This window comes from Pseudomonas sp. MG-9 (assembly GCF_018729515.1).
Taxonomy (GTDB): Bacteria; Pseudomonadota; Gammaproteobacteria; order Pseudomonadales; family Pseudomonadaceae; genus Aquipseudomonas; species Aquipseudomonas serboccidentalis.
Genome location: NZ_JAHHZH010000002.1, coordinates 289,276 through 313,780 on the forward strand (window position 1 = coordinate 289,276; position 24,505 = coordinate 313,780).

A 24,505-nucleotide genomic window follows, 5' to 3' on the forward strand; every position below is an offset into this window, starting at 1 on the left:
GCCACCAGGGATCAGAATTCAGGTAATTGGTAATGACAGAAACAACCAGCAAGAAAGTAGAAAAATGGTCGTATCCATTAAAAGTTGGAGCGGCGGGGACGACGGATCCGCAGCAGTTCTACAAGGCTTTAGCCAAGGCCAAAGATGGTTTCTACCCGTTGGGTGCCAATGGCCTTTGGCATGGCGGTATTCATTTCGATGAAGCCTCGGGTTTAGTGCCCGACCTGGCAGAAGTCAAATGCATAGCTGACGGTGAAGTAGTCGCTTATCGCATTGATAGCAGGTACCCGAAATCCGCCTACGGTACGGCTGAGGCTGAGTTTTCGACTGGTTTTGTATTGGTTAAGCATCGTTTGGAAGTGCCGGTGCAACCTGCAACCCCAGCTCCTGCTGGATCGCCTGCTTCTCCGCCAGCACCTGGTCCAAGCCTGATTTTTTTCAGTCTTTACATGCATTTGTTGCAGTGGAAGAACTACGAGGAAACTCCAGCATTGTCGCGACCGCCCTTTTGGGGAGGTGGTACGTTGCAAGTCAAAGCAACGGCCGACGACGAAATCCTCGGTTTGCGCGTTCGTCAGGAACCGCGTGGCAAACTTGGGTATGCAACCGTGCTAACGGTTTTGAGTCGCGGTACGGTCGTCGAGACGGGGGAAGAGCAAAACGGTTGGCTCAAGGTGGTCAGCGTCACGCCGGCTAATACCAATCTCCAACCCGGAGCAGGCTGGGTTTTCAAGAGAGAAATGACGGCGGGCCCGACACCTAACACTTACGTCATTGGCGCCGCTGCAAAAGACCCGATGAACCCACCTCAGAAAGGTTTGGTTGTTCGCGCTTCTGCAAGCCGGTCCGGCGCTGAAAAAGCCATTTTGCCCCACGGCACGCAAGTCAGAATCGGGAGCGATGGGACGCGTGGTAAATACCAAAAACTGTTGGAGATCGTCAGCGGGAATGCTATTCCTCCGCTGGCGCCTGCTGAGGTGCTCGGGTATGTCTGGGAGGGGAACCTTGAAGCCAAAAGTGAGCCAGCCGAGAAGGACTCGGTACATGTTTTAGCGACTCCATTCCCGATTACGGCGGGGAGTCTGATCGGTCACGTAGGCAAATATCAAAACCATTCGGATTCGGCCCCAAAGAATCTGTTGCACGTTGAGGTGTTTAGCTGCGAGGACGTAAAGGCATTTACCGAACTGAGTAAAGAGAAAGCTGCGGGAATGCCTGCCGCTGAAAAAACGCTTGTAAAGATTCCAAAAGACAGTGTGTTGGTTACTCACACGCAAGGAATGAGCGCAACAAATCCTCCGAAAGTGACCGATCCCCACAAAAAGGTTGGTTATGACTTCTTTATCCCAGTCGGGGTATTGGAAGCGCTACCAGCGGAAAAAAAGATAAAGGTTCCTGTTGTGATGGGTGGAACCACTACCTATACGCTTTGGTGGCGTCTGGATGGGTTGCTGGGGGATGCCGAAGGGAATGAGATTAACGGATGGTTTGCAGAGCCTGACACTACCTTGTCGCGCCATTCACCTTTTGAGTGGGAAGGTTTTAGCTTTATAGATGAGGCGGGGAGTAACGTGGATCATTTGGCCGCGTTTCTTCATGCACAGGAAGGTCTTAGTGAGGAAGAACAAACGAACTACCAGCCTAATATCGGCAACGCCGAAGAAGGTTCTACAAAGCAAAACCTTTACAAAATTCTAGACAGAAACGGCGATAAAAAGCTCACGCCTTCGGAAATAAAAGAGGCTTTGAGTAAGCCATGGTTCGCACAGCCAATTTCTCAGATGGTTACACGCTATGAAAACGAGTGGCAATTCAAACAAGAAAAATGGGATTCTCTGGATGAATTGATGGGTCACAGTGAAACAGAGCCACACAATGAATGGATTGAGGAAAAAGCAAGAATTAAGAAGTTGAGTTGGTGGGACAAGCTTGTCGGGCAACATGGAATGACCAGTGATACTAATGTTCGGCATATTCATCCGATTGCGCTTATTGGCAATTTCACTGCGCCACGTGATCTGATTACTCTGGAAATGCTTAGGGCCGCTAACCCAGCAGGGGCGGAAGCACATCACTTGAATATTTTGCCGTATCTCAATAAGTATGCTACGGCGTATAAGCTCGAGCAACCCAAAGCTATTGCGCATTTCCTCTCCCAAGTTGGTCATGAAAGTCAATTCAGGATTATTGAAGAGGGTTTGAATTATAGCGCCCGACAAATGAAAAAAACCTACGGGTGCAGACGGCATAACAATGTGAATGGCTATAATGAGCAAACGGATAGCTGCGATTTTGGTGTGTTGAGAAGCAAGCTTTGGTCAGAAACAAGTCATTACGCGATGAACGCTGAAAATCTTGCTAGTTACGTTTACGAGGGCCGAATGGGTAATGGTAATGAGGCCAGTCGAGACGGTTATCGATATCGTGGCCGTGGAATGTTGCAAGTAACCGGTAAATCAGAGTATCAACGATTCACTAATGTTCATAATCAGCGAAACCCTTCGGATATTCAGGATTTTGTGGTCAATCCGGATCTCCTGATATCCTCAGCCGAATACGGTGTTGAGTCCGCTTTCGTCTTCTGGTTTACCAAGACTGGTCAGGGAGGCTCGAAATTGTGCGAAGTCGCCAAGGCAGGCAGCGTGGTTGACGTAACACAAATGGTGAATGGCGGTCAAAACGGGTATACGGACAGGAACAATAGATACCAAGCCCTCGCTGCACTAATGAATATTAACTAAGAGGTCATTCGCTATGCTCCGTTTTTTCATGTTTGCTTTCGTTTTTCTTATAGCAAATTCCAGCAGTGCTCAAGATGTAGATTACCTTCAGGGTCGAGTGATTCAGGGGCCGTTTAAAACTAATGTTGTAAAGGGAGGGGAGCTATCCTTTTTGCAGACAGGGAACGCGGAGTTTCCGGTTTCTTTGGTTTTGGATGTTGTTGGTGTCGATAATAAAAAAAATAGAAGTCTTGTCGATAAATATGATGTGGCGGGCTCGGACCCAAAAATCGAGTCGATTTTCTTTTATCCGGTAAAGGGTAAGAAAAATGTACTTGTTTTGGTTTCTTGGGAAATCACGAGCAGAGGAATTGGAACGTACGGAACCCTTTATCAAGTTTATGGGTATGAAAAAAGTGCGGATAATAAATTGGTTGTGAATAAGCTTGTCAGGTTTGATAAGAACTTGAGTGGGATGGAAGGGTATCAAGAAGGTGAGGAGCAACATTTCCCTTATGTTAATGCAGGTTTGATCAAATCCTATATTAACGCTGCTAAATAGTGATGGCTGGCAATTTTTTGCGTGCCATAGGGGAACGCCACGCTTTATCACTTGTGCGTAAACGTGGCTTGTCCCTGGATTCACGCTTTCTTGAAGATTTTCGTCTTCAAGCGCAGCGATTGCTGGGTGCTGAACAGTACTGAAGACTGGACGCTTGAAGCGGTGATGGATGACGTGGCTCGAACAGATCACCCTTCACCCGGTGAGCGCGAGTTGAAGAAAGGCGTGATGTTCGATCGGCTGGTCAACAAGGCATCTGGAGAATCCGGTGTCTCTTTGTACGCGGCTTCGCTGGATAGCTATGTGGACGGCGCCCGCAAAGGTTCGGCCCAAGCGGCGATAGCAGCTGCGGGGATCAGTCTTTCCGGGCAGGCACCGCGATTGCCGAATGAACAGATTCTGAAGCTCATGAATCAGGGAATTCAGAGCAATCCCGACGATGGCGTGTTCCTCTCCTTGTTTTACTGCGATGAGGGTGAGTACGGCAATGACAAAGCCTGCATCGATCCGCAAAAGTCGATGGCGACATTGGATAGCGCCGCGCTACGAGGCTCTACCCACGCACTCCTGCGATTGGGTGAAGTCTACGAAACCGGCACTGTCGTCGCTGCTGATCTACCCCGCGCAATGGCCTGTTACCGCGAGGCCAGCAAGACCGAGCTTAAGTGGAGCCCTGCTGCGGTCGAGCGTTTGCTGGTCCGAGGCGTCGTTATGGACAGCTCAATTGAATGTATTGGCGCAGGTGGCACTCAGTGAATGTCGCCCGTTTGATGTTCTTTGCATTTATGGCGATGTCAGTCTCGTCAGTCAGCTTTGCCCAAGATGCGGATTGCGAGGCCGTGGCCGGGCAACGTGGCGAGTGCGCAGAAGAAGCGATGAAGGCTGCGGCTCGCGTGCTTAATGACCGTTACGAAGCGCTGATTGATAGAGCAGGGTCTCGGTATATTTTTCAATACCAGTCTCGGCATGAAGAGCATAAGGCGTTTCTGGATCGACTGAAAAACTCCCAGCGGGCGTGGATAAAGCTGAGGGATTCGAACTGTAGGCTTGAGGGGTTTGAGAATGAATGGGACAAGCCATCCTATTCTGCAGATCTGAATAGGTGCACCGCGAAGATGAGTCTGGAGAGAGCTTTATATTTGGACGGCATCCTTCCAGCACATTGATGTTGTGCTGATTAATATTTTTACTTGGTTGGGTGGTGATATGAAAATGCGTAAAAAGGCCATTCGATTGAGCGTGCCCCAAGCTTGTTTCACCTGGGTGTTCTCGTTTTGCGCGGGACTTCTATCACAGACAGTGTTTGCTCAAGAATCCACCTGTGCGTTTCACGACGTCCAGTCAACGCTCGAAGTGGTCAGTTGTCTCAGCGAAGGCGCCGTGGAAGTCCTGAAGCTGGGCCACGCAATCATCCAACTTATGAGAGTGATGTAGATCGCCTTCCAACATTTATCGTGCGGGGTAATGATCTCAACGAGGTCAAGAAAACGGTGGGGATGAGTGCTTTGTCGTCGCCCTACAACTTGCTCGTCAAGTTGCCGGATGCTGAGGGAATCATGTATTTCGATCAGTTGCCCGAATCAGCCACTAAAAAACTGGCAAGGCCAGGCTGGGTACTGATTGATGCGCGGGATGTCGTGTATGAACGACAGGGTGGCGGGGAAGGTTTTGAACTTGTATGCAGTACCCACGAAAAAGCAACCGGCTCTGTATATGTAGTCGTCACGCAATGTAATGATTTTTACGAAGAGGATATTGGCAGGTTGAAGGATTTACTCAGCGTGATCGACGCTCACACCGTGCGATAGCGGTCACTGAACGCGATCAATCGCTTATCTTCGAGCGACTGATGTCCCGCGTTTTCCTTTAAACTCCCCACCCCCAAAGGAATGCGCTCAGGACACGGAATGCCAGCCCCCTCGACCTCGCTTCGCCCAGCGTTAGTGCTCTGGCTGTACGCCGCCGCAATCGTGCACATTCTCGCCGGTCTCACCCTGACCTGGGCCGGGCATTCCGGATTACTCGACGGCTATCTGCACACCCTCGAACTCGCATTCTGGGGCGCCGACGCAGTACCCGCCGCCGGCCACGAACAACAAGTTTGGTGGCTCGCGCTGTTCGGCGCGACGCTGCAAAGTTATTCGTTGTACATGCTCGCGTTGGTGCACTTAGGCAATCGCTTGAAAGCCCCGGCAGTGTGGGGGTGGTTGATCGCCGGCATCTTGCTATGGGCGCCGCAGGACATGTGGCTCTCGGCGCAACAACAGGTTTGGTCGCACCTTTGGCTCGACGGTTTTGCGTTGCTGTTGCTATTGCCGCCGATGGTTTGGTTGTATCGCCATGACCGCCGAAAATCCCCACCAGAAAAGATGCCGAGCCAATCCAATCCGTTTGCCGTGAGCGCTTTCAGGCGCGTGCTGATCACCGGCGGCACCGGGTTCATCGGTGAAGCCTTGGTCAATCGATTACTCGACGCCGGCCATTCGGTCAGCGTTCTAACGCGCGATCCGTTGAAAGCGGCCAACCTGTTCAACGGCCGCGCCCGCTGTGTGCATTCGCTCAGCGAACTCAGCCACGACGACACCTTCGACGTAGTGATCAATCTCGCCGGCGCACCCGTCGCCGGGCCGCGCTGGAGTCCAAAGCGTCAGGCGCAACTGCTCGCCAGCCGAGTCGGCACCACCGATGCGCTGATGACCTGGCTGAAAAACACCAAGCACAAACCAGCGCTGTGGATTCAAGCCTCGGCCATCGGTTTCTACGGCGTGCGCGATGCCAGCGAAAGCCTCGACGAACACGCCAGCAAGGGCGACGGATTCATGGCTGAACTCTGTGCGCGTTGGGAAGCTGCCGCGCAACCGGCCACTGAGTTTGGCGTGCGTCAGGTGGTGTTACGCCTCGGCGTGGTGTTCGGCCTGGGTGGTGCATTGACGCCGTTGCTGATGCCGTTTCGCCTGGGCTTCGGCGGACGCATGGGCGATGGTCGGCAGATCATGAGCTGGGTGCATCGCGACGATGTGCTTCAGGTGATCGCGCGGGCTTTCAACGACGACACTCTGCGTGGCACCTACAACATGGTGGCGCCCGAAACGGTCAGTCAGGCAGCGTTCTCCGAGCAGGCCGGCAACGTCCTCAAACGCCCGGTGTGGTTCCACATTCCCGCCGCGCCAGTGCGCGCGCTGGCAGGGGAGATGGCGCAGTTGTTCTTCGACGGTCAGCGCGTGGTGCCCCAGCGTTTGACCGAGGCCGGCTACACATTCCGCTATCCAACCCTCGACGCCGCTCTGCGCGATCTGACCTGAGTGCCGCTCATGAGCAAGCCGTTGATGTACCTGCTGGCCGGCAACGGCAGCGCCGCCGATTGGTGGGACGATGCGTTGCCGCACTTTCAGCGCTACGACGTGATGCCGCTGGAATTGCCGGGCTTCGGCGCCAATCCGCAGCCGCCCTGCGAGGATCTGGCGGACTACGCGCAGACTTTGCTGGCGATGACGCAGCAGGGCAGCGCGATCATGGCGGTCGGGGTCAATGCGTTGCTGGTGCTGCATGCGTTGCAACGTCGGCCCGGGCACTTTTCGCGCAGCGTTTTGCTGGCGCCGGTCGGTGCGTTTCTGTGGCAGCGTCGCTTGCCGGCACTGATGTCGCCGCTGCCGATCCGCAAGACCATTCACTGGCTGCTGTCGAACAAACCCACGCTGTTCGCGCGCAAGTTTTCCAACCAGACCTGGACGCCCGCGCAGTACCAGCGCATGGGCGCCGGCTATGCGCGCTGCCGTGCGTTTGTGCCGCACTGGGATCTGATTCGCGCCGATACCGCGCTGCCACTGCTGGAGTGGATCACCGATCCGGTCGAGCTGGTCTGGGGCGATCAAGACGCGGTTCTCGGTATCGAGCAAGCGGCGGCGTGGTCGGCGATTCTGGCTCGCGCTGATCTGACCATCAGTCTCAAACCCGGCTGGGGTCATTACCCGTGGATCGACGCGCCCGCGCAGTTCGCGCAATGGCTGGAGTCGGGCGAGCGCGGGTTTGTCGCGCACACCAAGGGCGGGCGTTTGCGCCTGGCTGAACTGGCGCGGCAACCGGTGCCGACGGCGCTAACGCTGAACGATTGCGACGATCCGCGTCTGCCGGCATTTCTCGCCGCCCAACCTGATGTGGCCTGGGCGGTGCGCTCCTCCAGTTATGGCGAGGATCAGGCCGATTCGGCGAATGCCGGTTTGAGCACCACCTATCTGCGCGAACCGACCGCCAACGTGCCGAAACGCATTGCCGAACTGACGGCCGAAGGTGTCGAGGAAGTGGTGGTGCAGCGCTTCATCACCCCGGTCGTTTCCGGCATCGCATTTGTGCGGCATTTGTCGGTAGAACTGGAATGGGTTGAAGGCCATCTCGAATCGCTCGCCGACGGTCACATCAGCCCCTCACGGGCAACACTTTCGCGGCTCGGCGATGCGTGGCGCAGCGGCACGTTCACACCGGCCCACGGCTTGACCGAAGACCTGCTGTGGCGCTTTCTGCAGGACGTGTTGCGCGTGTTCCACTACGTGCCCGGCGACGTCGAATGGGCGTGGGACGGCTCACAACTGTGGCTGCTGCAATACCGGCCGATCAGCGATTACGGCTGGCGCCGCCACCTGACCGCCGCCAATATCGCCGAGATCCTGCCGCCGCAACCGAGCGTGTTGGTGGAATACGCCCAACGCCGAGCCGCCGCGAGTATTCCGGCGATCATGGCGCGTTGGGATGCGCGGGTGCTGCAGGACAACGAGCCGTTCACCGCGGTGTTCGGCGGCGCGTCCTACATCAACAATGATCTGTTCCTCGCAAGGCTGGCCGACTGGGGCATCAGCGCCAGTAACTACGCTGGTGAAGTTGGCGGGGCGACTCCGCATCTGCCGTGGCAACCACTGAAGATGCTGCGTTCGCTGCCGCTGTTTTTGCGCATGCAGCGCAGCGCTCGCAGCCATTTGCTGAACCTTGAAAACGGCTTGCAGCGCTTCGATCGGGAACTGGCCGAACTCGTCGCCCAAGCTGCCGATGGCCAACAACTCGCGGACTGGTTCACCAGGTTTTACGTGTTCGTCGTGCAAGGCAATCTGTGTATCGCCACGGCGCTTGCCAGCAGCGGCGGCGATTGGCTGGGCCGCCCGCCGACCGCTTACGACAACCTTGAAAACAGTCCGCATCGATTGCCGTGGGAAACCGATCCCGCTACGCCTCGGCCCGCGTCGAGCGATCTGCCGCTACAGCCATTCCCGCAATGGCCAGGTCTGATCCGACTCGCGCATTCGACCGGCCTGCCGGGCCTGCGCGGCTACTGCCTGCAAGTGCGCGAGTGGTACCGCGACAACCTGATGCGCATCTTCTTTCGTCTGCACCACGCCATGCCGCTGGCGGATCGCGAACACTGGTTTGCGCCGCATCCCGACGTGCGCACCCGCGATGGCAGCTTCTGGCAGGACGGTCGCGAAGGTGCGGAGCAGGCCGCCGGGTTCATGATTTATCCGGGGCAGGTGCAAGGCATCCTCGGCGAGGACATCTTGCTGGAAGACACTCTCGATCCGGGGCGACATGCGCACTATCAAACGGCGCGGGCGGTGATTGCGCGGATGGGCGGGCGGTTGTCCCATGGCTCGACGTTGTTACGCGAATTGCGCAAGCCGTCGGCAGTGATACCGCAGGTGGATCTGGCGTGGGTGGGGTGTGAGGTGGTGTATCGGGATGGGGAGTTGGAATTGATCAATTCGAAGGATATGAAGTGAAACGATTGCTGGTGTTATTGATGAGCTGTATGCCAATGGCTGGCATGGCGACTGATCTGTGCAACGAGAGTAGCGATACCAAGAACTTTCTTTCGCAATGGATGGAAAGTGCAGATCGAAAGATTGATGTGCATTCGTCGTTCTACGACGGCCATTTTTCCCTGGAAGAGGGCAAGGTCGTGTATCAAGGCGACCTTAATGGCGACGGCCAGGATGACTTCATTTTTCTCTCGTATTCAAGTCACGGCTCAGCAGGTGATATGACGTATGCCTTCCTGATCCAGTGCCGCGGTTACTTAAAACACACGGGCGGTGATTACTTCGCCGGGATCAAGGTGCTGGACGGGCCGCCCAAGAACGGCGGCGATGTAAAAGACATCGAGATCTACTCCTACATTCGGGATAAGCGCGACCAGATCCGCTACAAGGGCAAAGAGGCCATGACCCGACCCCATCTGTGGCAATTCAACCCGCAGACAGAGCGTTATGAAGGGCAGTCCGAGTAAGTCGACGGTCCCCACTGCATTTACGGAGTTACTACGTGAAAGGATTTTCGATTGTTCTCGGCAGCTTGATATTGGCTGCCGCGTCCATGGCATTCGCTGTCGAACCAACCTTTAAGGATTACACCGTCACACCTGTTTTCACCGGCCCCAACCATAAACTGGTGCCGCAAGAAAACAGCAGTCCAATGATGGATCAGGCACGGGTGCAAGCCCTGAAAGGCAAGGTCAACTTCGCCGGCCACTACATCCTGCACAGGCTCGGCTGTGGCGGTAGCGCCATTTGCGGCGAAGTGCTGGACGCCCAGACCGGTGAAGTGGTTGGCGGTCTGCCGAATGCTTACGACGGCAGCACGTTCGGCATGGTTTACCAACCCGAGAGCCGCTTGATCATCGTGTCCGGCATCACGCTCGACGGCGAAGAAGATGCGCAGGGGAACGCGTTGGAAAGCGGTAACCGGGATCGTTACTACGAGTTTGTGAACAATGAGTTTCGGCTGCTGAGCATGACCGACGTGGAATCGTCGCCGATGGATGAGGAGTGATTGGATGAACCGGTTTTTCAATCGGTCGGTGCTGATTGCGCTTTCGCTTTTATCTCATTCACTGCCCGCGACTGCCAGCGAAGGAAATTGCTATGACCAGCTTTAAGTGGATGTTGATGATCTGCAGTTTGTTCAGCGCTACCAATGTCTTTGCCGTTGACCCGCCAATAGTGGGAGCCGCCGGAAACACAGTGACGTTCCAGGCAAAAAAATGGACTTCACCCGTCGTGGAATCTACCACTGCCTGGTTCACCGCGAATGGAAAAACGTTCCCGTTGTTCCATGCCGGCATTGGTGCCCAGGCTTCTCCTGAATGGCTCAGCCCTAACAAAAAATTTCTACTGGCGACTGCGGTGGAGTACGGCGTAGTCATAGGTGAGAACGGTGAGGAAATAGCGACATCACAAGGGCATTGCGATGTGATCTCGATGGAAACCGGTTGCGTGCTGGCTGAAAGTTACGAACGGTTTTGTGAGGGGAAATGGGTGGGCAACCAATGGGTTTCCGAAGAGGGCGGGGTGCTCAATCCTGTCTTGGAGACTGAGTCACCCAAGGACCTGCTGAAAAATGCTTCGAGCATCGAGCCGGCGCAGTCCCGAGCAGAGTCCCTCGAATGGAGCCTGAGCTTTTTAAGCCCCGAATCCTACATGGCGTGTCATCCCCCTGCGCAAAATGTTCAGGCTTACAACGACCTCGGTTTCTACTTGGCCGAGGACGGTAGAGATGAACTGGCGCTGAAGTTTTATCGCGGCGTTGAGGCCGTTGGTAAACGCACGGTACTGATGTTGAACATCGCCGACTCGCTCTGGGGCCTCGATCGCAAAGACGAAGCGCAGCGCTATTACAACCAGTACCGCGACGCGATGAGCGCCGATGGCAAGGCGCAGAAAATTCCGCAAAGAGTGATTGAGCGAACTGCACATCAGGGAATGAAAAATTGAACAGGATTGTCCGTTTTATCGCGTTGCCTCTTGGGATGCTGTGCGCGTCATTCGCGCACGGCGAGGACGCCTGTAAAGTCATTACCGTGAGTTGGCAATACGATGAGTGCGTGGAGGCCGACCGTAAGAATGCCGACGCACAACTCAATGCCAGCTACAAAAAACTGATGTCGCGGTTTGAGTCCAGCCCCGAACCGGAACTGACCAAGACAAATATGGCCACTGCCAAAGAGTCGCAGCGTGCCTGGATCAAATTGCGTGACACCACCTGCCCCCTCGAAACCACGGCTGTCGCACCCGGTTCGCAGGCTTATTCCCAAGTACTCAATAAGTGCGTCACTAGAATGAGTCTGGAGCGTGCCGCCTACCTGGATGCGATTGCGCCTGACGGCCCGAGTGAAGTGGTCGATGTGGCCAAGGTTTCTGCATCGGCCTCGCAACGTTTCGGTGATGTGGTAGCTCGCTACGTCACTACGTTTGGCAACCCTTGCCTCAATGTCCAGATTCTCGCGCCCGATGGCAATTGGCGAGTGCTGGCGTCCAAGCGGTTCTGCAGTTTCGAGGGCAAGTCGTTTTGGGATGGCTATGCCAGTGCGGTGTTTGAGGATCATGCGTTCGCTACTGATGGTTTACACCTGACGCTCAGCTTGTTCGAGCTTCGTGGGGAAGGAGAGAAGCGCCTCGCTTGTGTGATACCGATTCGGAATGAACAAATCAAAGAGCTGAAGTGCGGCGCGCCTGAATCATCGTGAAACCATCAGCGTAATCATTTGAAGATTGATCAACAGGGAAGTGAGTGGAATTGGCCAAGCTCTTAGGTTGTATGGGTGCGTTTGGGCTCATGGTTGGCCTGTCGGCTCAGCCGTCATTGGCGGAGGATCCACAAACCATTGGTGAGTTGCATCCACCAGTAGTTGCTTCCGTAGGCGATCAAAAGATCACGGTGTTCTTTTTGAAGAACAACCTTAAAGATCTGGAGAGGGTGATTCACGTGCCTGATGCCGAAATTTTCTATGCACCCATAAGTGCGGTGACGCCTTCGTTGAATTATGTGTGGAAGGTCGAAGGCGAGCAGATCGCCTCGGTGTTCTTTTTTGAGCGCAAATTCCCTGAACGGGCGGGGAAGTCCATGTTTGTTCTGACGGAGTCACGTGAGTCGAACAGCGGATTTCGGGGCGTTTCCTATTCAACCCAAGAGTTGCACCTCGTCGAGAGTGGAGGTCGGCTGTCTTTGGAATTTTTTCGCGGCAATGCCTATCCCCCTGAATTGCAGAACTGTTATGAAGGTCGCGACTTGGATAAAGGGGTAGACGTGGAGTGCGCATACAAAGACGCGGCAAGTATTAAGAAGTTTTTGGCCATTCAGGATGCGAAGATGATTGCTGATTCAAAGCTGGATCAGGACAACCGTCAGAAACCAATCAAAACCAATGGCGACTCGGCCGACACCGCTTGCCCTTCGAGCAACTTTGCAGCATTTCTCACAGCCTTCTCCGAGCGCGCCGATGTGCAGAAATCCTTCGTCCAGCAGCCACTGAAAATGGTTACAACTGTGGCCGGCGATCCCGAACCCGAGATGGAAAAGCGCAGCCTCAGCGGCGATCAGCTCAAGTTTCCAATCATCCCGGATCAAGTGACGCGAGATATTCAGGGCCTGACGTTGACCGTCAAGGAAGAGCGGGGCGACAAGGCGACTGCGATCCTGCAGAAGCCAGATACCGACTACGTCTTCGAGTATCGGTTTGTCCGTGGGCAATGCTGGCAGTTGGAAGAAGTGATGGATTACTCGCTTTAAAACGCAGAGAACTGGCTGAAGAAAGAAGTCTGTTCAATCAGACCCGTAAATCATGAGCAGGGAAGCAAGTTGAAAAAATTATGCTTGATCGCGTTATTGCTGTGTTCTTTCTCTGTGGCAGCGGCGCCGGTGTTCCCGTCACTCGAGTCTTGCATGGCCGCCGACAGCGATTGTGCGCTGGCACTGAAAGACGATTTCCTGGTGGACGCTAAGTCCGGGCAACTTCTCTCCGAAAGGCCGGTATCGGCCGGAGCGATGAGTGTTTTCTGGCTGTATCGAGATGGCGAGCGCTACATCCTGGAGGAGGAAAACTCCTCACAGGCGAAGTCGCGTCGCTGGCTGGTATTCACCTGCTACAGCGGAAAAGTGGTGCTCGACGGCGCTTATGTTTTCTCGATCGACATTGATATGAACACCGGGCCCTATTGGCATGGCTACGACTGCCGAGGTGATGCCAAGCCGTTCGCCGTGCCCACGAAAGATCCGTTCAATGAAGTCGCTTTGGAGGAGTTGTGCGGGGACGCCGAAGGCTGGGTCGTCTCGGGTCGGGACACCGAGGTGCCGGTGTCTGCCAAAGGGCTGGCCGTCAGTGTTCCCGTTTATCACGCCCGTAACCGTGATGGTTCAGCGACATACCTGTTTACTGAAAGCGATGTTCCGGATCTTTCGAAGCTGGTTTGCCTGTCCAATTGCGCAGATGTCGCTCAAACCCCAGGACGCGTTTCGCAAGAAACAGCGCCATTGAAGCGCGGGCAGGATGGAACGTTGTGTTCGGATGACGAATCCATTTACTTCAGTTGCCCGTTGCAGGGCGGCAAGACGGTTTCCATTTGTGCGCAAGGAAACAGCAAGCCCACGGCCGGTTCTGTTCAGTACCGTTATGGCGTACCGGGAAAAATAGAAATGGTCTATCCGAAGACTGCCTCGCCGCCCAAGGGCAAATTCTTCGTCGTGGATGCGTCGGAAGGCAGCGTGAACCTGAACATCATCAAGTTCAAAAGCGGTGCTTATACCTACCTCGTTAATCAGGCGTTTGCGAGTTATCTCTCAGTACTCAAGGACGACAAGGTTGTGTTCCGACAGTCTTGTAATGCTGGTAGTGACGCCTACATCCACCGCATAGCGATTTTCGGGTTGGAGGCTCGTCCAAAAAGTGCCGAGGACTTTCGCTAGTGGTTGTTGTTGAGTAGCAGGAAAGGGGACTTAACGTCCCCTTTTTTCATCCGCAAATCTCGCTACGGCTTGGCCGCCACGTTCCGCACTTCAATATGGTCGAGCGTCCCTTCCACCATCAATCGCACCCCGTCTGCCATTCTGCTCAGGGCCAGTGCCACCGAGCGGCGTGAGCCGTGGAGGTCGTCGGCGAGGTCGCAGGCGATGACGCTGATAGACAGGAGGTCTTCGGAGGCGTTGGCCATGAGGGCTTCGGCGTCGGTGCCGGGGGAGAGGCTGAAGAGGCCGGTTTCGCGTTTGGGGTGTGGTTCGAGGGGCGGTTTGAAGTGGTGGTCGAGGGCGCGCTCGGCGGCTTCGTGGAATTTCTTTGATTCGAGAGATTCGTAGGGCGATATATCTGGGGTTTCGGGGGGATTGGGTGTTGGTTTGATCATTTAAATATACCGATTAAGGAGCTAACACCCTTTCGCTCGCACTTCGAATTAGGTGGCAGCTGTGTATAGGTGTGCAAGACCGGCAATCGGCAAACCGGCAGACCCGAAGGTCTCCCACACACAGCTGCCATAACGATTTGCGAGCATAAGAAAACGCTCGGTGAATAGCTATAACCGATAGTGTGCCGATGCGGACTTGCACGTCCGTATCGCCGATTTTGCGGCGACCCACAGAGCCTATCGATAGCCAGCCAACTCGCCTAGTTCATGGACAGCACCGCACTTTGCAGGAAATTTCCCATAGATTCGCGGGCCGGAAGATCAAAAGATCGCAGGCTTCGCCAGCTCCTACAGGGATGTGTTTCAACAGGTGTAGGAAAGGTGAATGGTGAGACGCGGAGCGTCTCGGGATGCATTCCCACGCGGAGCAAGGGAACGATCTGTGCGGGTGTAGGACGTTGCTTGCGGAATGGTGACTTGGTGGTCATCGTGCGGGAATTGGTCTGCATCCTCTTCCAACAGCGGCAGATAGTGGCGTTATCGTCCGAATCCCTTACACTGCCCCGGCCGTTCATTTTCCTTTTGAGGCTGTGCGCATGAAATTTCGTTTTCTTCTGTGGATGATGGGTTTGTTGATGGGTAAGGCCAGCCGGAAAAATCCTGCGTTCCAGCAGCAGTTGGGTGACAAGGATCTGGTGTTTCAGCTGCAGACGCTGGATGGGAAAGTGGCGCGGCATTTCGTGGTGAAGAATCAGCGCATCACCAGCAAGTCTGGGGTGGTGGCGGAGCCGGCATTTGCGATTGCGTTTAAGGATGCGGCGTATGGCTTTGCCACGATGCAGGCGAAGAACAAGCAGTTGGCGTTTATGCAGGGGATTCAGGACAAGTCGATTCAGCTCAAGGGCAACCCGGCGCTGGTGATGTGGTTTCAGGGGTTGATGAAGTATTTGAAGCCGAGGAAGGCCAAGCCGAAGGCTTGAGCCGAGTCTTGATGAGAGGAGCTTTTGTGGCGAGGGAGCTTGCTCCCGCTGGGCTGCGGAGCGGCCCCAAATCCTGAAAGCCGAGTTTTGCCTGACACACCCTGCCGGCTGGTTTTGCGACTGCTGCGCAGTCGAGCGGGAGCAAGCTCCCTCGCCACAGGGTTTTGTATGAGTCAGTTGGACCGGGGTGGATTCATCGCGAGCAGGCTCACTCCTACAGGGATTGCCTAACCCTTGTAGGAGTGAGCCTGCTCGCGAAGTATTTAGGCCTGGCTGAACTGCGAAGCCAGTTCGCGCAGCAGGACTTCTGCCTCAAGCACTTTGCTGACGACGTCGTTGGCTTTGTCGCGGCTCAGGCCGACGCGGTCGAGCAGGGCGTCGGGGATGTCTTCGTCGGGGCCGGAGCCGATGCCGCGGCTGCGCAGCAGGCGCACGGCCAGGCAGACGAGGTTCGGGTATTCGGCGTAGGCGCCGTCGTAGCTTGGGTCGTGCTGGAAGCGCAGGGCGGTGGCGAGTTCATCGGGCATGTCCCAGTAGCGCATCAGCCACGAGCCGATCTGTTCGCGGCTGATGCCTAGCAGGTGTTGCTCGATGTAGCTGTGGCACAGGTGCGGGTTGACCTCCAGGTGGCGGCAAATCAGCGAGAAGTGCGGCGGGAACACGTGGGCCAGCAGCAGGTAACCGAAGTTGTGCAGCAGACCGGCCAGATACGTCAGGCCGGCTTCCGGGCGCTGGGCGCGTGGCATGGCGCGGGTCAGGCCTTCGATGACGGCGGCGGTGTAGATCGACTGCTGCCAGTACGGCGTGGTGTGTTGCGGGTGATCTTTGGGCAGGCTCAGGGTCTTGCCGAGGGCCAGGCCCAGGGCGAGGTTGATCACCAGATCGAAGCCGAGCACGCGGACGATCGCGTCTTCCACAGAACGAATCTTGCCCGGCGAGGCGTAGTACGGCGACGCTGCCCAGCTCACCACTTGTGCAGCCAGCGCCGGGTCGGTTTCGACCACGCCAGTGATGTCGTCGATGGTGGCGTTGGGGTCGACACGCAGCTTGATGATTTTTTGCGCAGTCTCGGCCAGCGGCGGAATCTCGATGGTCGCCTCCAGACGCTGCTGAATGCGCCGCGCGGTGAACGCCTGCACGGCTTGGGTGATTTCCTCGCGGTCATCGTCCGGACGGTCGAGGTTCGGGCGGATGCTGCTCAGGGCTTCGCCGAAGTTGGCGGCGCTGGCCTTGGTCAGCATGGTCTTGAAGGCTTCGCTGGTGATTTCCAGCAGCAGACCCGGCTCACCGGAGTTGATCAGCAGCTTCGGCTCACGCAGCAGGCTTTCTTCATACAGGCATGGCGAGCTGGTCAGTGCCGGCAGGCCCGGCAACAGGCTCAGGCTGTGTTTGCCGAGCATCTTTTCCAGGCGCTCGGTGGACACGGCGGTCAGGCGCCGCCCCGTCAGTTCGGCGAGGCGGTTGAGGTCCAGCAACTGGCTCTGCGCAAACAGCACCATCAGCGCGCCGACGGCGTCGTCCAGCAACACGGCTTGTACTTTGCGCGAGGCATTGAGGCCGTGGTGGTCGAGCACTTCTTCGTAGGCGATACCCAGCTTGCCGAGCAGCAGCCGAATTACAGACGGCGCGTGCGGGAGTTCGGGGGCGAGAGCTGCGTCAGTCATGGTGTGTATCCGTTTTTGAAACAATGGCAGGAGTATAACCAGCTTGCTCGCAACGGGCTTTGAGAAACTGCGACGGTGCTCACACTTGGCCGTATTGCTGCCCATGCCGCAGCCAGCGGTCGAGCAGCGGACTGACGTGAGTCGGCCAGCGCTCCAGCAGCGCTTGTGCGGCATCGCGCACGGCGGGTAGCAGATCGGCATCGCGCATCAGGTCGGCGACCTTGAATTGCAGCAGGCCGGTCTGACGCGTGCCGAGCATTTCGCCGGGGCCGCGCAGTTCGAGGTCTTTTTCGGCGATGACGAAACCGTCGTTGGTCTCGCGCATGATGCCCAGGCGCTGGCGCCCGATCTGTGACAGCGGCGGATGGTAGAGCAGCACGCAATGGCTGACCGCGCTGCCCCGACCGACACGGCCGCGCAACTGGTGCAACTGTGCGAGGCCCAGACGCTCGGGGTTTTCGATGATCATCAGGCTGGCGTTGGGGACGTCGACGCCGACTTCGATCACCGTGGTGGCGACCAGCAGTTGCAGGTTGCCGGCCTTGAATTCAGCCATGACCGCGGCTTTTTCGGCAGGCTTCATGCGCCCGTGAATCAGCCCGACTTTCAGCTCGCCGAGGGCGGCGGTGAGGTCTTCGAAAGTGGTTTCGGCGGCCTGACAGGTCAGCTCCTCCGACTCTTCGATCAGCGTGCACACCCAATAGGCCTGACGCCCTTCGGCGCAAGCGCTGCGTACCCGTTCAATGACTTCGACGCGGCGGGTGTCGGTGACCAGCACGGTGTTGACCGGGGTGCGCCCGGGCGGCAGTTCGTCGAGGATCGAGGTGTCGAGGTCGGCGTAGGCGCTCATTGCCAGCGTCCGTGGAATCGGCGTGGCGGTCATGATCAATTGATGCGGGCACATCCGCCCGCCGACGCCTTTCTGCCGCAGCGCCAGACGCTGCTGCACGCCGAAGCGGTGTTGTTCGTCGATGATCACCAGCGCGAGGTTCTTGAACTGCACTTCGTCCTGGAACAGCGCGTGGGTGCCGACCACCATTGGCGTGCCGCTGGCGATCTGCTCCAGTGCGGCGACGCGGTTTTTGCCTTTGAGCTTGCCGGCCAGCCACGCGACGTCGATGCCCAGCGGTTCGAGCCAGCGCTTGAAGGTGATGAAGTGCTGCTCGGCGAGGATCTCGGTCGGCGCCATCAGCGCGACTTGGTAGCCAGCCTCCAGCGCTTGCAGCGCGGCTAAGGCCGCGACCACGGTTTTGCCCGCGCCGACGTCGCCCTGAATCAGGCGCAGCATCGGTTCGTGCTGGCTGAGGTCGTAGGCGATTTCGTTGCCGACACGTTGCTGGGCGCCGGTCGGGTTGAAGCCGAGGTTGGCCAGGTATTTCGGCGGCAGCTTCGTGGCTTTTGGCATCGCCGGCGCGCGCAGCGAACGCATGCTTTCGCGCAGGCGTTGCTGCGACAGTTGATGGGTCAGCAGTTCTTCGAAGGCCAGACGATGCTGGGCCCAGTGATGGCCGAGGGCGAGTTCATCAACGTCGGCGTCAGCGGGCGGGTTGTGCAGGTAGCGGATCGCATCGGCCAGTGGCGCGAGTTGGTAGTCGCGGGCCAGTTCGGTCGGCAACCAGTCGGGCAGGGTGGCTGGCTTGAGCAGGGTCAAGGTCTGCATGCACAGCTGACGCAGACGCTGTTGGGTCAGGCCTTCGGTGAGCGGGTAGACCGGGGTCAGGGTTTCATCCATGGGCGGCGGTTCGTCACCGGTGATGGCGCGGTATTCCGGGTGGTAGATTTCCAGCCCCGAGGCGCCGGGCCGCACTTCGCCGTAGCAGCGAATCCGCGTGCCGCGCTTGAGGCCTTCTTTCTGCGCATTGCTGAAGTGGTAGAAGCGCAGGCTCAGGCCGCCAGTGCCGTCCTGCATGCGCACCACCAAGCTGCGACGTCGGCCCATGACCACGTCGGCACCACTGACGGTGCCTTCGACCACGGCGTCCTGACCCGGTCGCAAATGGCCGATCGGCACCACGCGGGTGCGATCCTGATAACGCAGCGGCAGGTGAAACAGCACGTCCTGGAGGTTCTCCAGGCCGACCTTGGCCAGTTTCTCGGCCATGGCTTCGCCGACACCCTTGAGTGCCGTCACCGACACTTGCGACAGCTCAGTCATGACGCTCGCTTAACCGGCCGTAACCGGCGCCGCGGGCTTGGCCACCGAGCACAGGCGAACGGAGTCGGCGAGGATCTCGATGGCTTTCGGCCGCGGGAAGCTGGCGCGCCAGGCAATCGCCACGGTGCGGAACGGCACCGGCGCCGACAGCGGCCGTACTTCGATCACGCCCGGGGCGTAGTGATGGCTGTCGACGGCCGACAACGGCAGGATCGAAATGCCCAGACCGGACGCGACCATGTGGCGGATGGTTTCCAGCGAGCTGGATTCCACCGTGGTGTGCTTGGCGCCGTCGTTGCCCTTGGCCAGGGTCGGGCAGGCTTCGAGCACCTGATCGCGGAAGCAATGGCCTTCGCCGAGCAGCAGCAGGCTCTTGTCGTTGAGCAGGGCCGGGTCGATGGATTCTTTTTGCGTCCACGGGTGCTGGGCCGGCATCAGCACGTAGAACGGCTCGTCGTACAGCGGCAGGGTCAGTACGTCGGCTTCGTTGAACGGCAGGGCGATGATGATCGCGTCGAGCTCGCCATTGCGCAGTTTGTCGCGCAGCACGTGGGTGAAGTTTTCTTCGATGTACAACGGCATCTGCGGGGCGACCCGGTGCAGTTGTGGAATCAGGTGCGGGAACAGGTACGGGCCGACGGTGTAGATCGCGCCGACTTTCAGCGGGGCGGTCAGCTGGTTCTTGCCGGCCTGGGCCAGTTCACGAATGCCTTGCGCTTGCTCCAGCACCTTCTGCGCCTGGGCGACGATGCCTTCGCCGACCGGGGTCAGGCGCACGGCGCTTTTGCTGCGCTCGAAAATCAGCACACCGAGTTCGTCTTCAAGTTTTTTCACGCCCACCGAGAGGGTTGGCTGGCTGACGTGGCAACGCTCGGCGGCGTGGCCGAAGTGCTGCTCTTGGGCGAGGGTAACGATGTAGCGTAATTCTGTGAGAGTCATAGCGAGCGTCCATGAAGTTGCGGGCCAAGCATAACGGCTGCAATCGATAGACGCACGTTATCAGACTGAGTGAGGAATGCGACACCGGGCAATGTGAGTTTGCCGTTTATGGATGAGGTGAAAAGCAAAAGATCGCAGCCTTCGGCAGCTCCTACAGGGGAATGCGGATACCTGTAGGAGCTGCCGAAGGCTGCGATCTTTTGATCTTGCTACTTAGCGGCGGCGTTCGAGGGAGTACACAAACGGCGCAACAATTTCGATCGAGCCGTTGTTCAGCATGTCGGCCGGTGGCTTGGGCAGCGGTTGCGCGCGGCGGATCATTTCCAGGGTGGCCCGGTCCAGATCGGCGTTGCCGGAACGGCCCACCAGTTCGAACGACAGCACGTTGCCCTCGCCATCGACCACGAAGCGCAGACGGTTCAAGCCTTCCTTGCCCCGTGCCTGAGCGCTGACCGGGTACTTTTTGTACTTGGCCAAATGCGCGAGCAGGGTGCCTTGCCAGCTGGCTTTGGCGGCCAACTGTGCGGGCGACGGCCCCGGTGCCGGCTGCGCGGATTTCTCCGTCGGTGCCTGGGTCGGTTGCGTGTCAGCCGGTTTTTCCTCGGAAGGTTTTTCCTTCACAGGCTCCGGTTTTTTCTCGACCGGTTTGGGCGGCTGCGGTTTCGGTTTTGGCTTGGGTTTGGGCTTCGGTACGGCAATCTCGGCCTTGGGGGCTTCAGCCAGTTTCGGAATCGGCAACTCTTCGACCGGAGCCGGTGGCTGCGGCGGTGTGACGACTTTCGGCGGAGCAGGCGGTGGCGGGGCCGGAACCGGTGCCAGCTCGACCATCATTGCCTGAGGCGGCAATTCGATGGGCGGACGGGCGGTCCAGTTCAGCGCCAGCGCGATGGCCAGCGCGTGAACGCCCAGCACCACGGCCAGGCTACCGCTGTAACGCGTCAGCTTATGGCGCGTCGTGATCATTTCTTGGCTGCGCTCTCGAGGCCCACCAGACCGACCTTCAGGTAACCGGCCGAGCGCAATTTATCCATCACGCTCATCAGGTCGCCGTAGTCCACGCCTTTGTCGGCCTGGAAGAAGATGGTGGTGTCTTTCTTGCCCTGAGTCTTGGCGTCGAGCATGGCGCCGAGGGTGTCAGCGTTGACTTCATCGTCGCCGATGTACAGGCGCTGATCGGCTTTTACGCTGAGGAACACCGGTTTCTCCGGCCGCGGCGCCGGTTTGGCGGTCGAGGCGGGCAGGTCGACTTTGATGTCCACGGTGGCCAGCGGCGCGGCCACCATGAAGATGATCAACAGCACCAGCATCACGTCGATGAACGGCGTGACGTTGATTTCGTGGTTCTCGGCCAGATCGTCGTCTGCGCCTTCCTTCAAATGCAGGCCCATGGCCGATTACCCCACTTTCACCATGTGCGGTTGCGAGCTGCTGCGCTCAGGCTGGTGATCGAGGTCGCGGCTGACCAGCAGCAGGACCTGCGCCGAAGCGTCGGAGACCTGCGCCTTGTAACCGGCGATGGAGCGGGCGAACACGTTGTAGATCACAACGGCTGGAATCGCTGCAACCAGACCCAGTGCGGTGGCCAGCAGCGCTTCGGCGATGCCCGGTGCCACGACGGCGAGGTTGGTGGTCTGGGTCTTGGCGATGCCGATGAAGCTGTTCATGATGCCCCACACGGTACCGAACAAGCCGACGAACGGCGCGGTGGAACCGATGGTGGCGAGGACGCCGGTGCCGCTGCTCATGTTGCGGCCACAGGCGGCTACCAGACGTTCGAGGCGGAAGCTGACACGCTCCTTGATGCCTTCTTTCTCACGGCTGTTGACCGACAGGCGCATTTCTTCGAGCGCGTCGTGCACCAGCAGGTTGGCGAGGGTGCCTTCTTTGGCGGCCGTCGCGCTGGCCTCCTTGAGGGTGGCGGCTTTTTTCAGGGCGGCGATTTCACCACGCAGACGACGCTTGGCGCCCATCAGCTCGAAGCCTTTGGCGATCCAGATGGTCCAGGTGATGATGGAGGCGATGGCCAGACCGATCATCACGATTTTCACGATGATGTCGGCGTTCTGGTACATGCCCCACGGCGACAGGTCGTGGGCCATGCCCAGGCTGTTGTCGGCTTCCAGCTGTTGCGGGTCGATCTGCTTTGCCAGTTCGCCGAACCTGGCCAGGGATGCTTGTACTTCTGGCGGCAGTGAAGAGGTGTCGACGCTGCCGTCAGGATTTCTCGGCACGTCCTGTGGAGCGGTGGCGGCCGATGGGGTGGCAGCGGGGGCAGTGGCGTCAGCAAAGACTGCAACCGGTGCCAGCATGAGGCTGAGCAGCAGGGCGGCTACCGCGCTCCAGGTGCGAGGTCGTGTGGTTGGCGAAGCGGGGAATAGATTACGTGTCATGCTGGCCGGACCTGAGATAGAAAAACGGTGATGCTCTTCCAGGCCTCGTGAGGCCGAGAACAAAAGTGGCGTGCATTATTGCAAGTAATTCTTGTTAACAAAAGTAATAGAGTATCTTTTTTTCGATGATTGCTAGCCACTCGTCACCCGGTGAGCGTGGTTTAAGCCCTTGTAACGGGAGTTTTTGAATGTCTGCGCCTTCGGTTTTGATCGCCGGTTGTGGTGATGTCGGGAGCCGTCTGGCCAAGCAATTGGTGGCAGGCGGATGGGAAGTGCACGGCCTGCGCCGCGACGTTTCGCGCCTGCCTGAGGGCGTCATCGGCGTGGCGGGTGACTTGTTCAAGGAGGATTGCCCCGAGACCTGGCCGGTGGGGGCGGTGGATTATCTGGTGTATTGCGCGGCAGCCACCGATCACGATGAAGCCGGTTATCGCGCGGCGTATGTGCAGGGTTTGCAGAACGTATTGAGTTGGCTGGACGACTACGGGCAGACCCCTGATCGACTGATCTTCGTTTCCAGCAGCAGCGTGTATGGGCAGCAGGAAGGGGAGTGGGTCGACGAAAACTCAGAGACCGTCGCCAGTGGATATTCCGGACGGTTGATGCTTGAGGCTGAGCAAGTGGCTCTGAAAAGCGGCATCCCGGCGAGCATTCTGCGCCTGACCGGTATCTACGGTCCGGGACGTGAGTGGCTGTTGACTCAGGTGCGTCGCGGTTATCGGGTGGCGGTCGAGCCGCCGCTGTACGGCAATCGCATTCATGCCGATGACGCGGCAGGGCTGATGGCGTTTCTGCTGGAGGCGGATCGTCGGGGCGAGCCGTTACAAGACATCTATATCGGTGTGGACGACGCGCCGGCGCCGCTGGCCGAGGTGGTCGCGTGGCTGCGGGACTATCTGGGGGTTACCGAATGGGCGGACGACGCCAGCGTGCGCCGCACAGGTAGCAAACGCTGCAGCAATGCCCGGGCGAAAGCGTTGGGTTGGACGCCGACGTATCCGAGTTATCGCGAAGGTTATGCGGCAATCCTGGAAGGGAAGTGCTGACTTGCGGTCACCCCAAACAATTGTAGGAGTGAGCCTGCTCGCGGTGCGGCCATAACATTCAACACTTATGTTGGCTGTTAAACCGTCATCGCGAGCAGGCTCACTCCTACAGGGTTATGTGTCGCTCTCGGGGGATGCTTACTGCTTCTCCAGCAACCACTTGCGCTCACCCGGGGTGAACTGCGGCATTTCATCCGCCAGTGCGCTGTTCACCGCCTGGAAAATCTCCAGTGCCTTGCCTTTGCGGGCAAAGATCCAGTTGTTGCCCTGGCCGTTGAGCTGCAGCCACATGCTGTCGTGGTCGCTGTTCATCGAGGCGCAGTCGCCCGCCAGGCACAGGGCGTAGCGGTCGGCGCCGGGCAGGCCGGAGACCTGGCCATCGGCCTGGAACTGCACGGTGTTACCTTCGCCGTCGCCGCTGGCAATCTTCCAGCTGCCGCCCAGATACGCCGAATACAGCGCACGTTCGAAGCTGGCGCCGATCGGTGCGCCTTCCGGCACGGGGATTTGTGCGCGGTCGAACACCTGATCGGGTTCGTTCTCGGTGGCGGCTTGTTTCATCTGGCCGCCGTCGCGTTTCAGCTCGCTGCCGGAGCTGCCATAGAAGTCGACTTTCCAGGCGCCGGACTGTTCGCCCTGCAACCGTCCTTCGACGTTCTCGAAACCGTTGGTGTAGCGGGCCTGACCGGCCTTGGTGTTGACGTCCCACTCCAGGTTCGGGCCATAGGCCTGAAGCGCTTCGCGCAGGGGGCCGCCCTTGGCAGCAGCATCGATCGCCACCTGGTTGATCCAGGTGCCGCTGATGTCACGGTCGGCGGGGTCGCTGGCACAGCCGCCGAGGAAAATGGCGAGCAGCGAGAGAGCAAGCGCTTTGCGCATGGTGGAATCCTTTCAAA

At 58.0% G+C, this 24,505-nt stretch carries 23 protein-coding genes; 15 read left to right on the plus strand and 8 right to left on the minus strand.

All coding sequences use genetic code 11. The annotated features are described in order from the left end of the window. Positions 1–32: 32 nt before the first annotated feature. The 13 genes from KKQ10_RS05945 (at position 33) to KKQ10_RS06005 (ending at position 14,001) form a co-directional block, all read left to right on the plus strand. Positions 33–2,741 (plus strand): hypothetical protein, encoded by a 2,709-nt coding sequence (locus tag KKQ10_RS05945; RefSeq protein ID WP_215500532.1) that lies wholly within the window; start codon positions 33–35, stop codon positions 2,739–2,741. Positions 2,742–2,754: 13 nt separating this feature from the next. Beyond that, the gene (locus KKQ10_RS05950; protein WP_215500533.1) at positions 2,755–3,282 is read left to right on the plus strand and encodes a hypothetical protein; all 528 of its coding nucleotides are present in this window, start codon (positions 2,755–2,757) and stop codon (positions 3,280–3,282) included. 90 nt (positions 3,283–3,372) lie between these two features. Further along, a complete protein-coding gene (locus tag KKQ10_RS05955; protein WP_215500534.1) occupies positions 3,373–4,038 on the plus strand; it encodes a hypothetical protein in 666 nt (221 codons plus the stop codon). After that, on the plus strand, positions 4,035–4,448 hold the full coding sequence (locus tag KKQ10_RS05960) for a lysozyme inhibitor LprI family protein (RefSeq protein WP_164747827.1): 414 nt from the start codon (positions 4,035–4,037) through the stop codon (positions 4,446–4,448). Before KKQ10_RS05955 ends, KKQ10_RS05960 begins: the two co-directional genes overlap by 4 nt. Positions 4,449–4,778: 330 nt before the next feature. Next, positions 4,779–5,090, plus strand: coding sequence for a hypothetical protein (locus KKQ10_RS05965; protein WP_215500535.1), 312 nt, complete (start codon positions 4,779–4,781; stop codon positions 5,088–5,090). Positions 5,091–5,189: 99 nt separating this feature from the next. Then, positions 5,190–6,584, plus strand: coding sequence for a TIGR01777 family oxidoreductase (locus KKQ10_RS05970; protein ID WP_215500536.1), 1,395 nt, complete (start codon positions 5,190–5,192; stop codon positions 6,582–6,584). 9 nt (positions 6,585–6,593) lie between these two features. Further along, positions 6,594–9,044, plus strand: a complete 2,451-nt coding sequence (locus tag KKQ10_RS05975) for an alpha/beta fold hydrolase (protein WP_215500537.1) — start codon at positions 6,594–6,596, stop codon at positions 9,042–9,044. Further along, positions 9,041–9,550 carry a hypothetical protein gene (locus KKQ10_RS05980; RefSeq protein WP_353844738.1) on the plus strand — a complete coding sequence of 170 codons (510 nt, stop codon included), beginning with the start codon at positions 9,041–9,043 and terminating at the stop codon, positions 9,548–9,550. The genes KKQ10_RS05975 and KKQ10_RS05980 overlap by 4 nt, the downstream gene beginning before the upstream one ends. A gap of 86 nt (positions 9,551–9,636) precedes the next feature. Beyond that, positions 9,637–10,092, plus strand: a complete 456-nt coding sequence (locus KKQ10_RS05985) for a hypothetical protein (protein WP_215500764.1) — start codon at positions 9,637–9,639, stop codon at positions 10,090–10,092. Between the two features lie 92 nt (positions 10,093–10,184). After that, positions 10,185–11,033 carry a tetratricopeptide repeat protein gene (locus tag KKQ10_RS05990; protein WP_215500538.1) on the plus strand — a complete coding sequence of 283 codons (849 nt, stop codon included), beginning with the start codon at positions 10,185–10,187 and terminating at the stop codon, positions 11,031–11,033. 35 nt (positions 11,034–11,068) lie between these two features. Continuing rightward, complete coding sequence (locus KKQ10_RS05995; RefSeq protein WP_215500765.1) at positions 11,069–11,785, plus strand: lysozyme inhibitor LprI family protein; 717 nt, start codon at positions 11,069–11,071, stop codon at positions 11,783–11,785. A 44-nt stretch (positions 11,786–11,829) separates the two neighbouring features. Continuing rightward, on the plus strand, positions 11,830–12,828 hold the full coding sequence (locus KKQ10_RS06000) for a hypothetical protein (protein WP_353844739.1): 999 nt from the start codon (positions 11,830–11,832) through the stop codon (positions 12,826–12,828). Between the two features lie 153 nt (positions 12,829–12,981). After that, positions 12,982–14,001: a hypothetical protein gene (locus KKQ10_RS06005; RefSeq protein ID WP_252191502.1), complete on the plus strand. Its 1,020-nt coding sequence runs from the start codon at positions 12,982–12,984 to the stop codon at positions 13,999–14,001. Between the two features lie 62 nt (positions 14,002–14,063). Here the strand turns inward: KKQ10_RS06005 and KKQ10_RS06010 are convergent, their stop codons facing one another. Then, positions 14,064–14,435 (minus strand): DUF6124 family protein, encoded by a 372-nt coding sequence (locus KKQ10_RS06010; protein ID WP_215500539.1) that lies wholly within the window; start codon positions 14,433–14,435, stop codon positions 14,064–14,066. Positions 14,436–15,031: 596 nt separating this feature from the next. On the opposite strand from KKQ10_RS06010, the gene KKQ10_RS06015 reads away from it, so the two are divergent. Further along, positions 15,032–15,415, plus strand: coding sequence for an SCP2 sterol-binding domain-containing protein (locus KKQ10_RS06015; RefSeq protein ID WP_215500540.1), 384 nt, complete (start codon positions 15,032–15,034; stop codon positions 15,413–15,415). A 263-nt stretch (positions 15,416–15,678) separates the two neighbouring features. Here KKQ10_RS06015 and KKQ10_RS06020 read toward each other — a convergent pair whose 3' ends face one another. From KKQ10_RS06020 to exbB, 6 genes are all read right to left on the minus strand, one after another. Continuing rightward, entirely contained in the window at positions 15,679–17,079 is a 1,401-nt protein-coding gene (locus KKQ10_RS06020; protein WP_127648095.1) for an aminoacyl-tRNA deacylase and HDOD domain-containing protein, read from the minus strand. A 79-nt stretch (positions 17,080–17,158) separates the two neighbouring features. Continuing rightward, a complete protein-coding gene (gene recG, locus KKQ10_RS06025) occupies positions 17,159–19,234 on the minus strand; it encodes an ATP-dependent DNA helicase RecG (RefSeq protein WP_215500541.1) in 2,076 nt (691 codons plus the stop codon). A 9-nt stretch (positions 19,235–19,243) separates the two neighbouring features. Continuing rightward, positions 19,244–20,173 (minus strand): hydrogen peroxide-inducible genes activator, encoded by a 930-nt coding sequence (locus tag KKQ10_RS06030; protein WP_127648093.1) that lies wholly within the window; start codon positions 20,171–20,173, stop codon positions 19,244–19,246. Between the two features lie 213 nt (positions 20,174–20,386). Further along, positions 20,387–21,136: an energy transducer TonB family protein gene (locus KKQ10_RS06035; RefSeq protein WP_215500542.1), complete on the minus strand. Its 750-nt coding sequence runs from the start codon at positions 21,134–21,136 to the stop codon at positions 20,387–20,389. Further along, positions 21,133–21,561: a TonB system transport protein ExbD gene (gene exbD, locus KKQ10_RS06040; protein ID WP_102356286.1), complete on the minus strand. Its 429-nt coding sequence runs from the start codon at positions 21,559–21,561 to the stop codon at positions 21,133–21,135. The genes KKQ10_RS06035 and exbD overlap by 4 nt, the downstream gene beginning before the upstream one ends. Positions 21,562–21,567: 6 nt before the next feature. Next, positions 21,568–22,563 carry a tonB-system energizer ExbB gene (exbB, locus tag KKQ10_RS06045; protein ID WP_215500543.1) on the minus strand — a complete coding sequence of 332 codons (996 nt, stop codon included), beginning with the start codon at positions 22,561–22,563 and terminating at the stop codon, positions 21,568–21,570. Positions 22,564–22,751: 188 nt separating this feature from the next. Between exbB and KKQ10_RS06050 the strand changes: the two genes are divergently transcribed. Then, positions 22,752–23,609: an SDR family oxidoreductase gene (locus tag KKQ10_RS06050; protein ID WP_215500544.1), complete on the plus strand. Its 858-nt coding sequence runs from the start codon at positions 22,752–22,754 to the stop codon at positions 23,607–23,609. A 138-nt stretch (positions 23,610–23,747) separates the two neighbouring features. Here the strand turns inward: KKQ10_RS06050 and KKQ10_RS06055 are convergent, their stop codons facing one another. After that, a complete protein-coding gene (locus KKQ10_RS06055) occupies positions 23,748–24,488 on the minus strand; it encodes a putative periplasmic lipoprotein (RefSeq protein ID WP_215500545.1) in 741 nt (246 codons plus the stop codon). Positions 24,489–24,505: the final 17 nt, after the last annotated feature.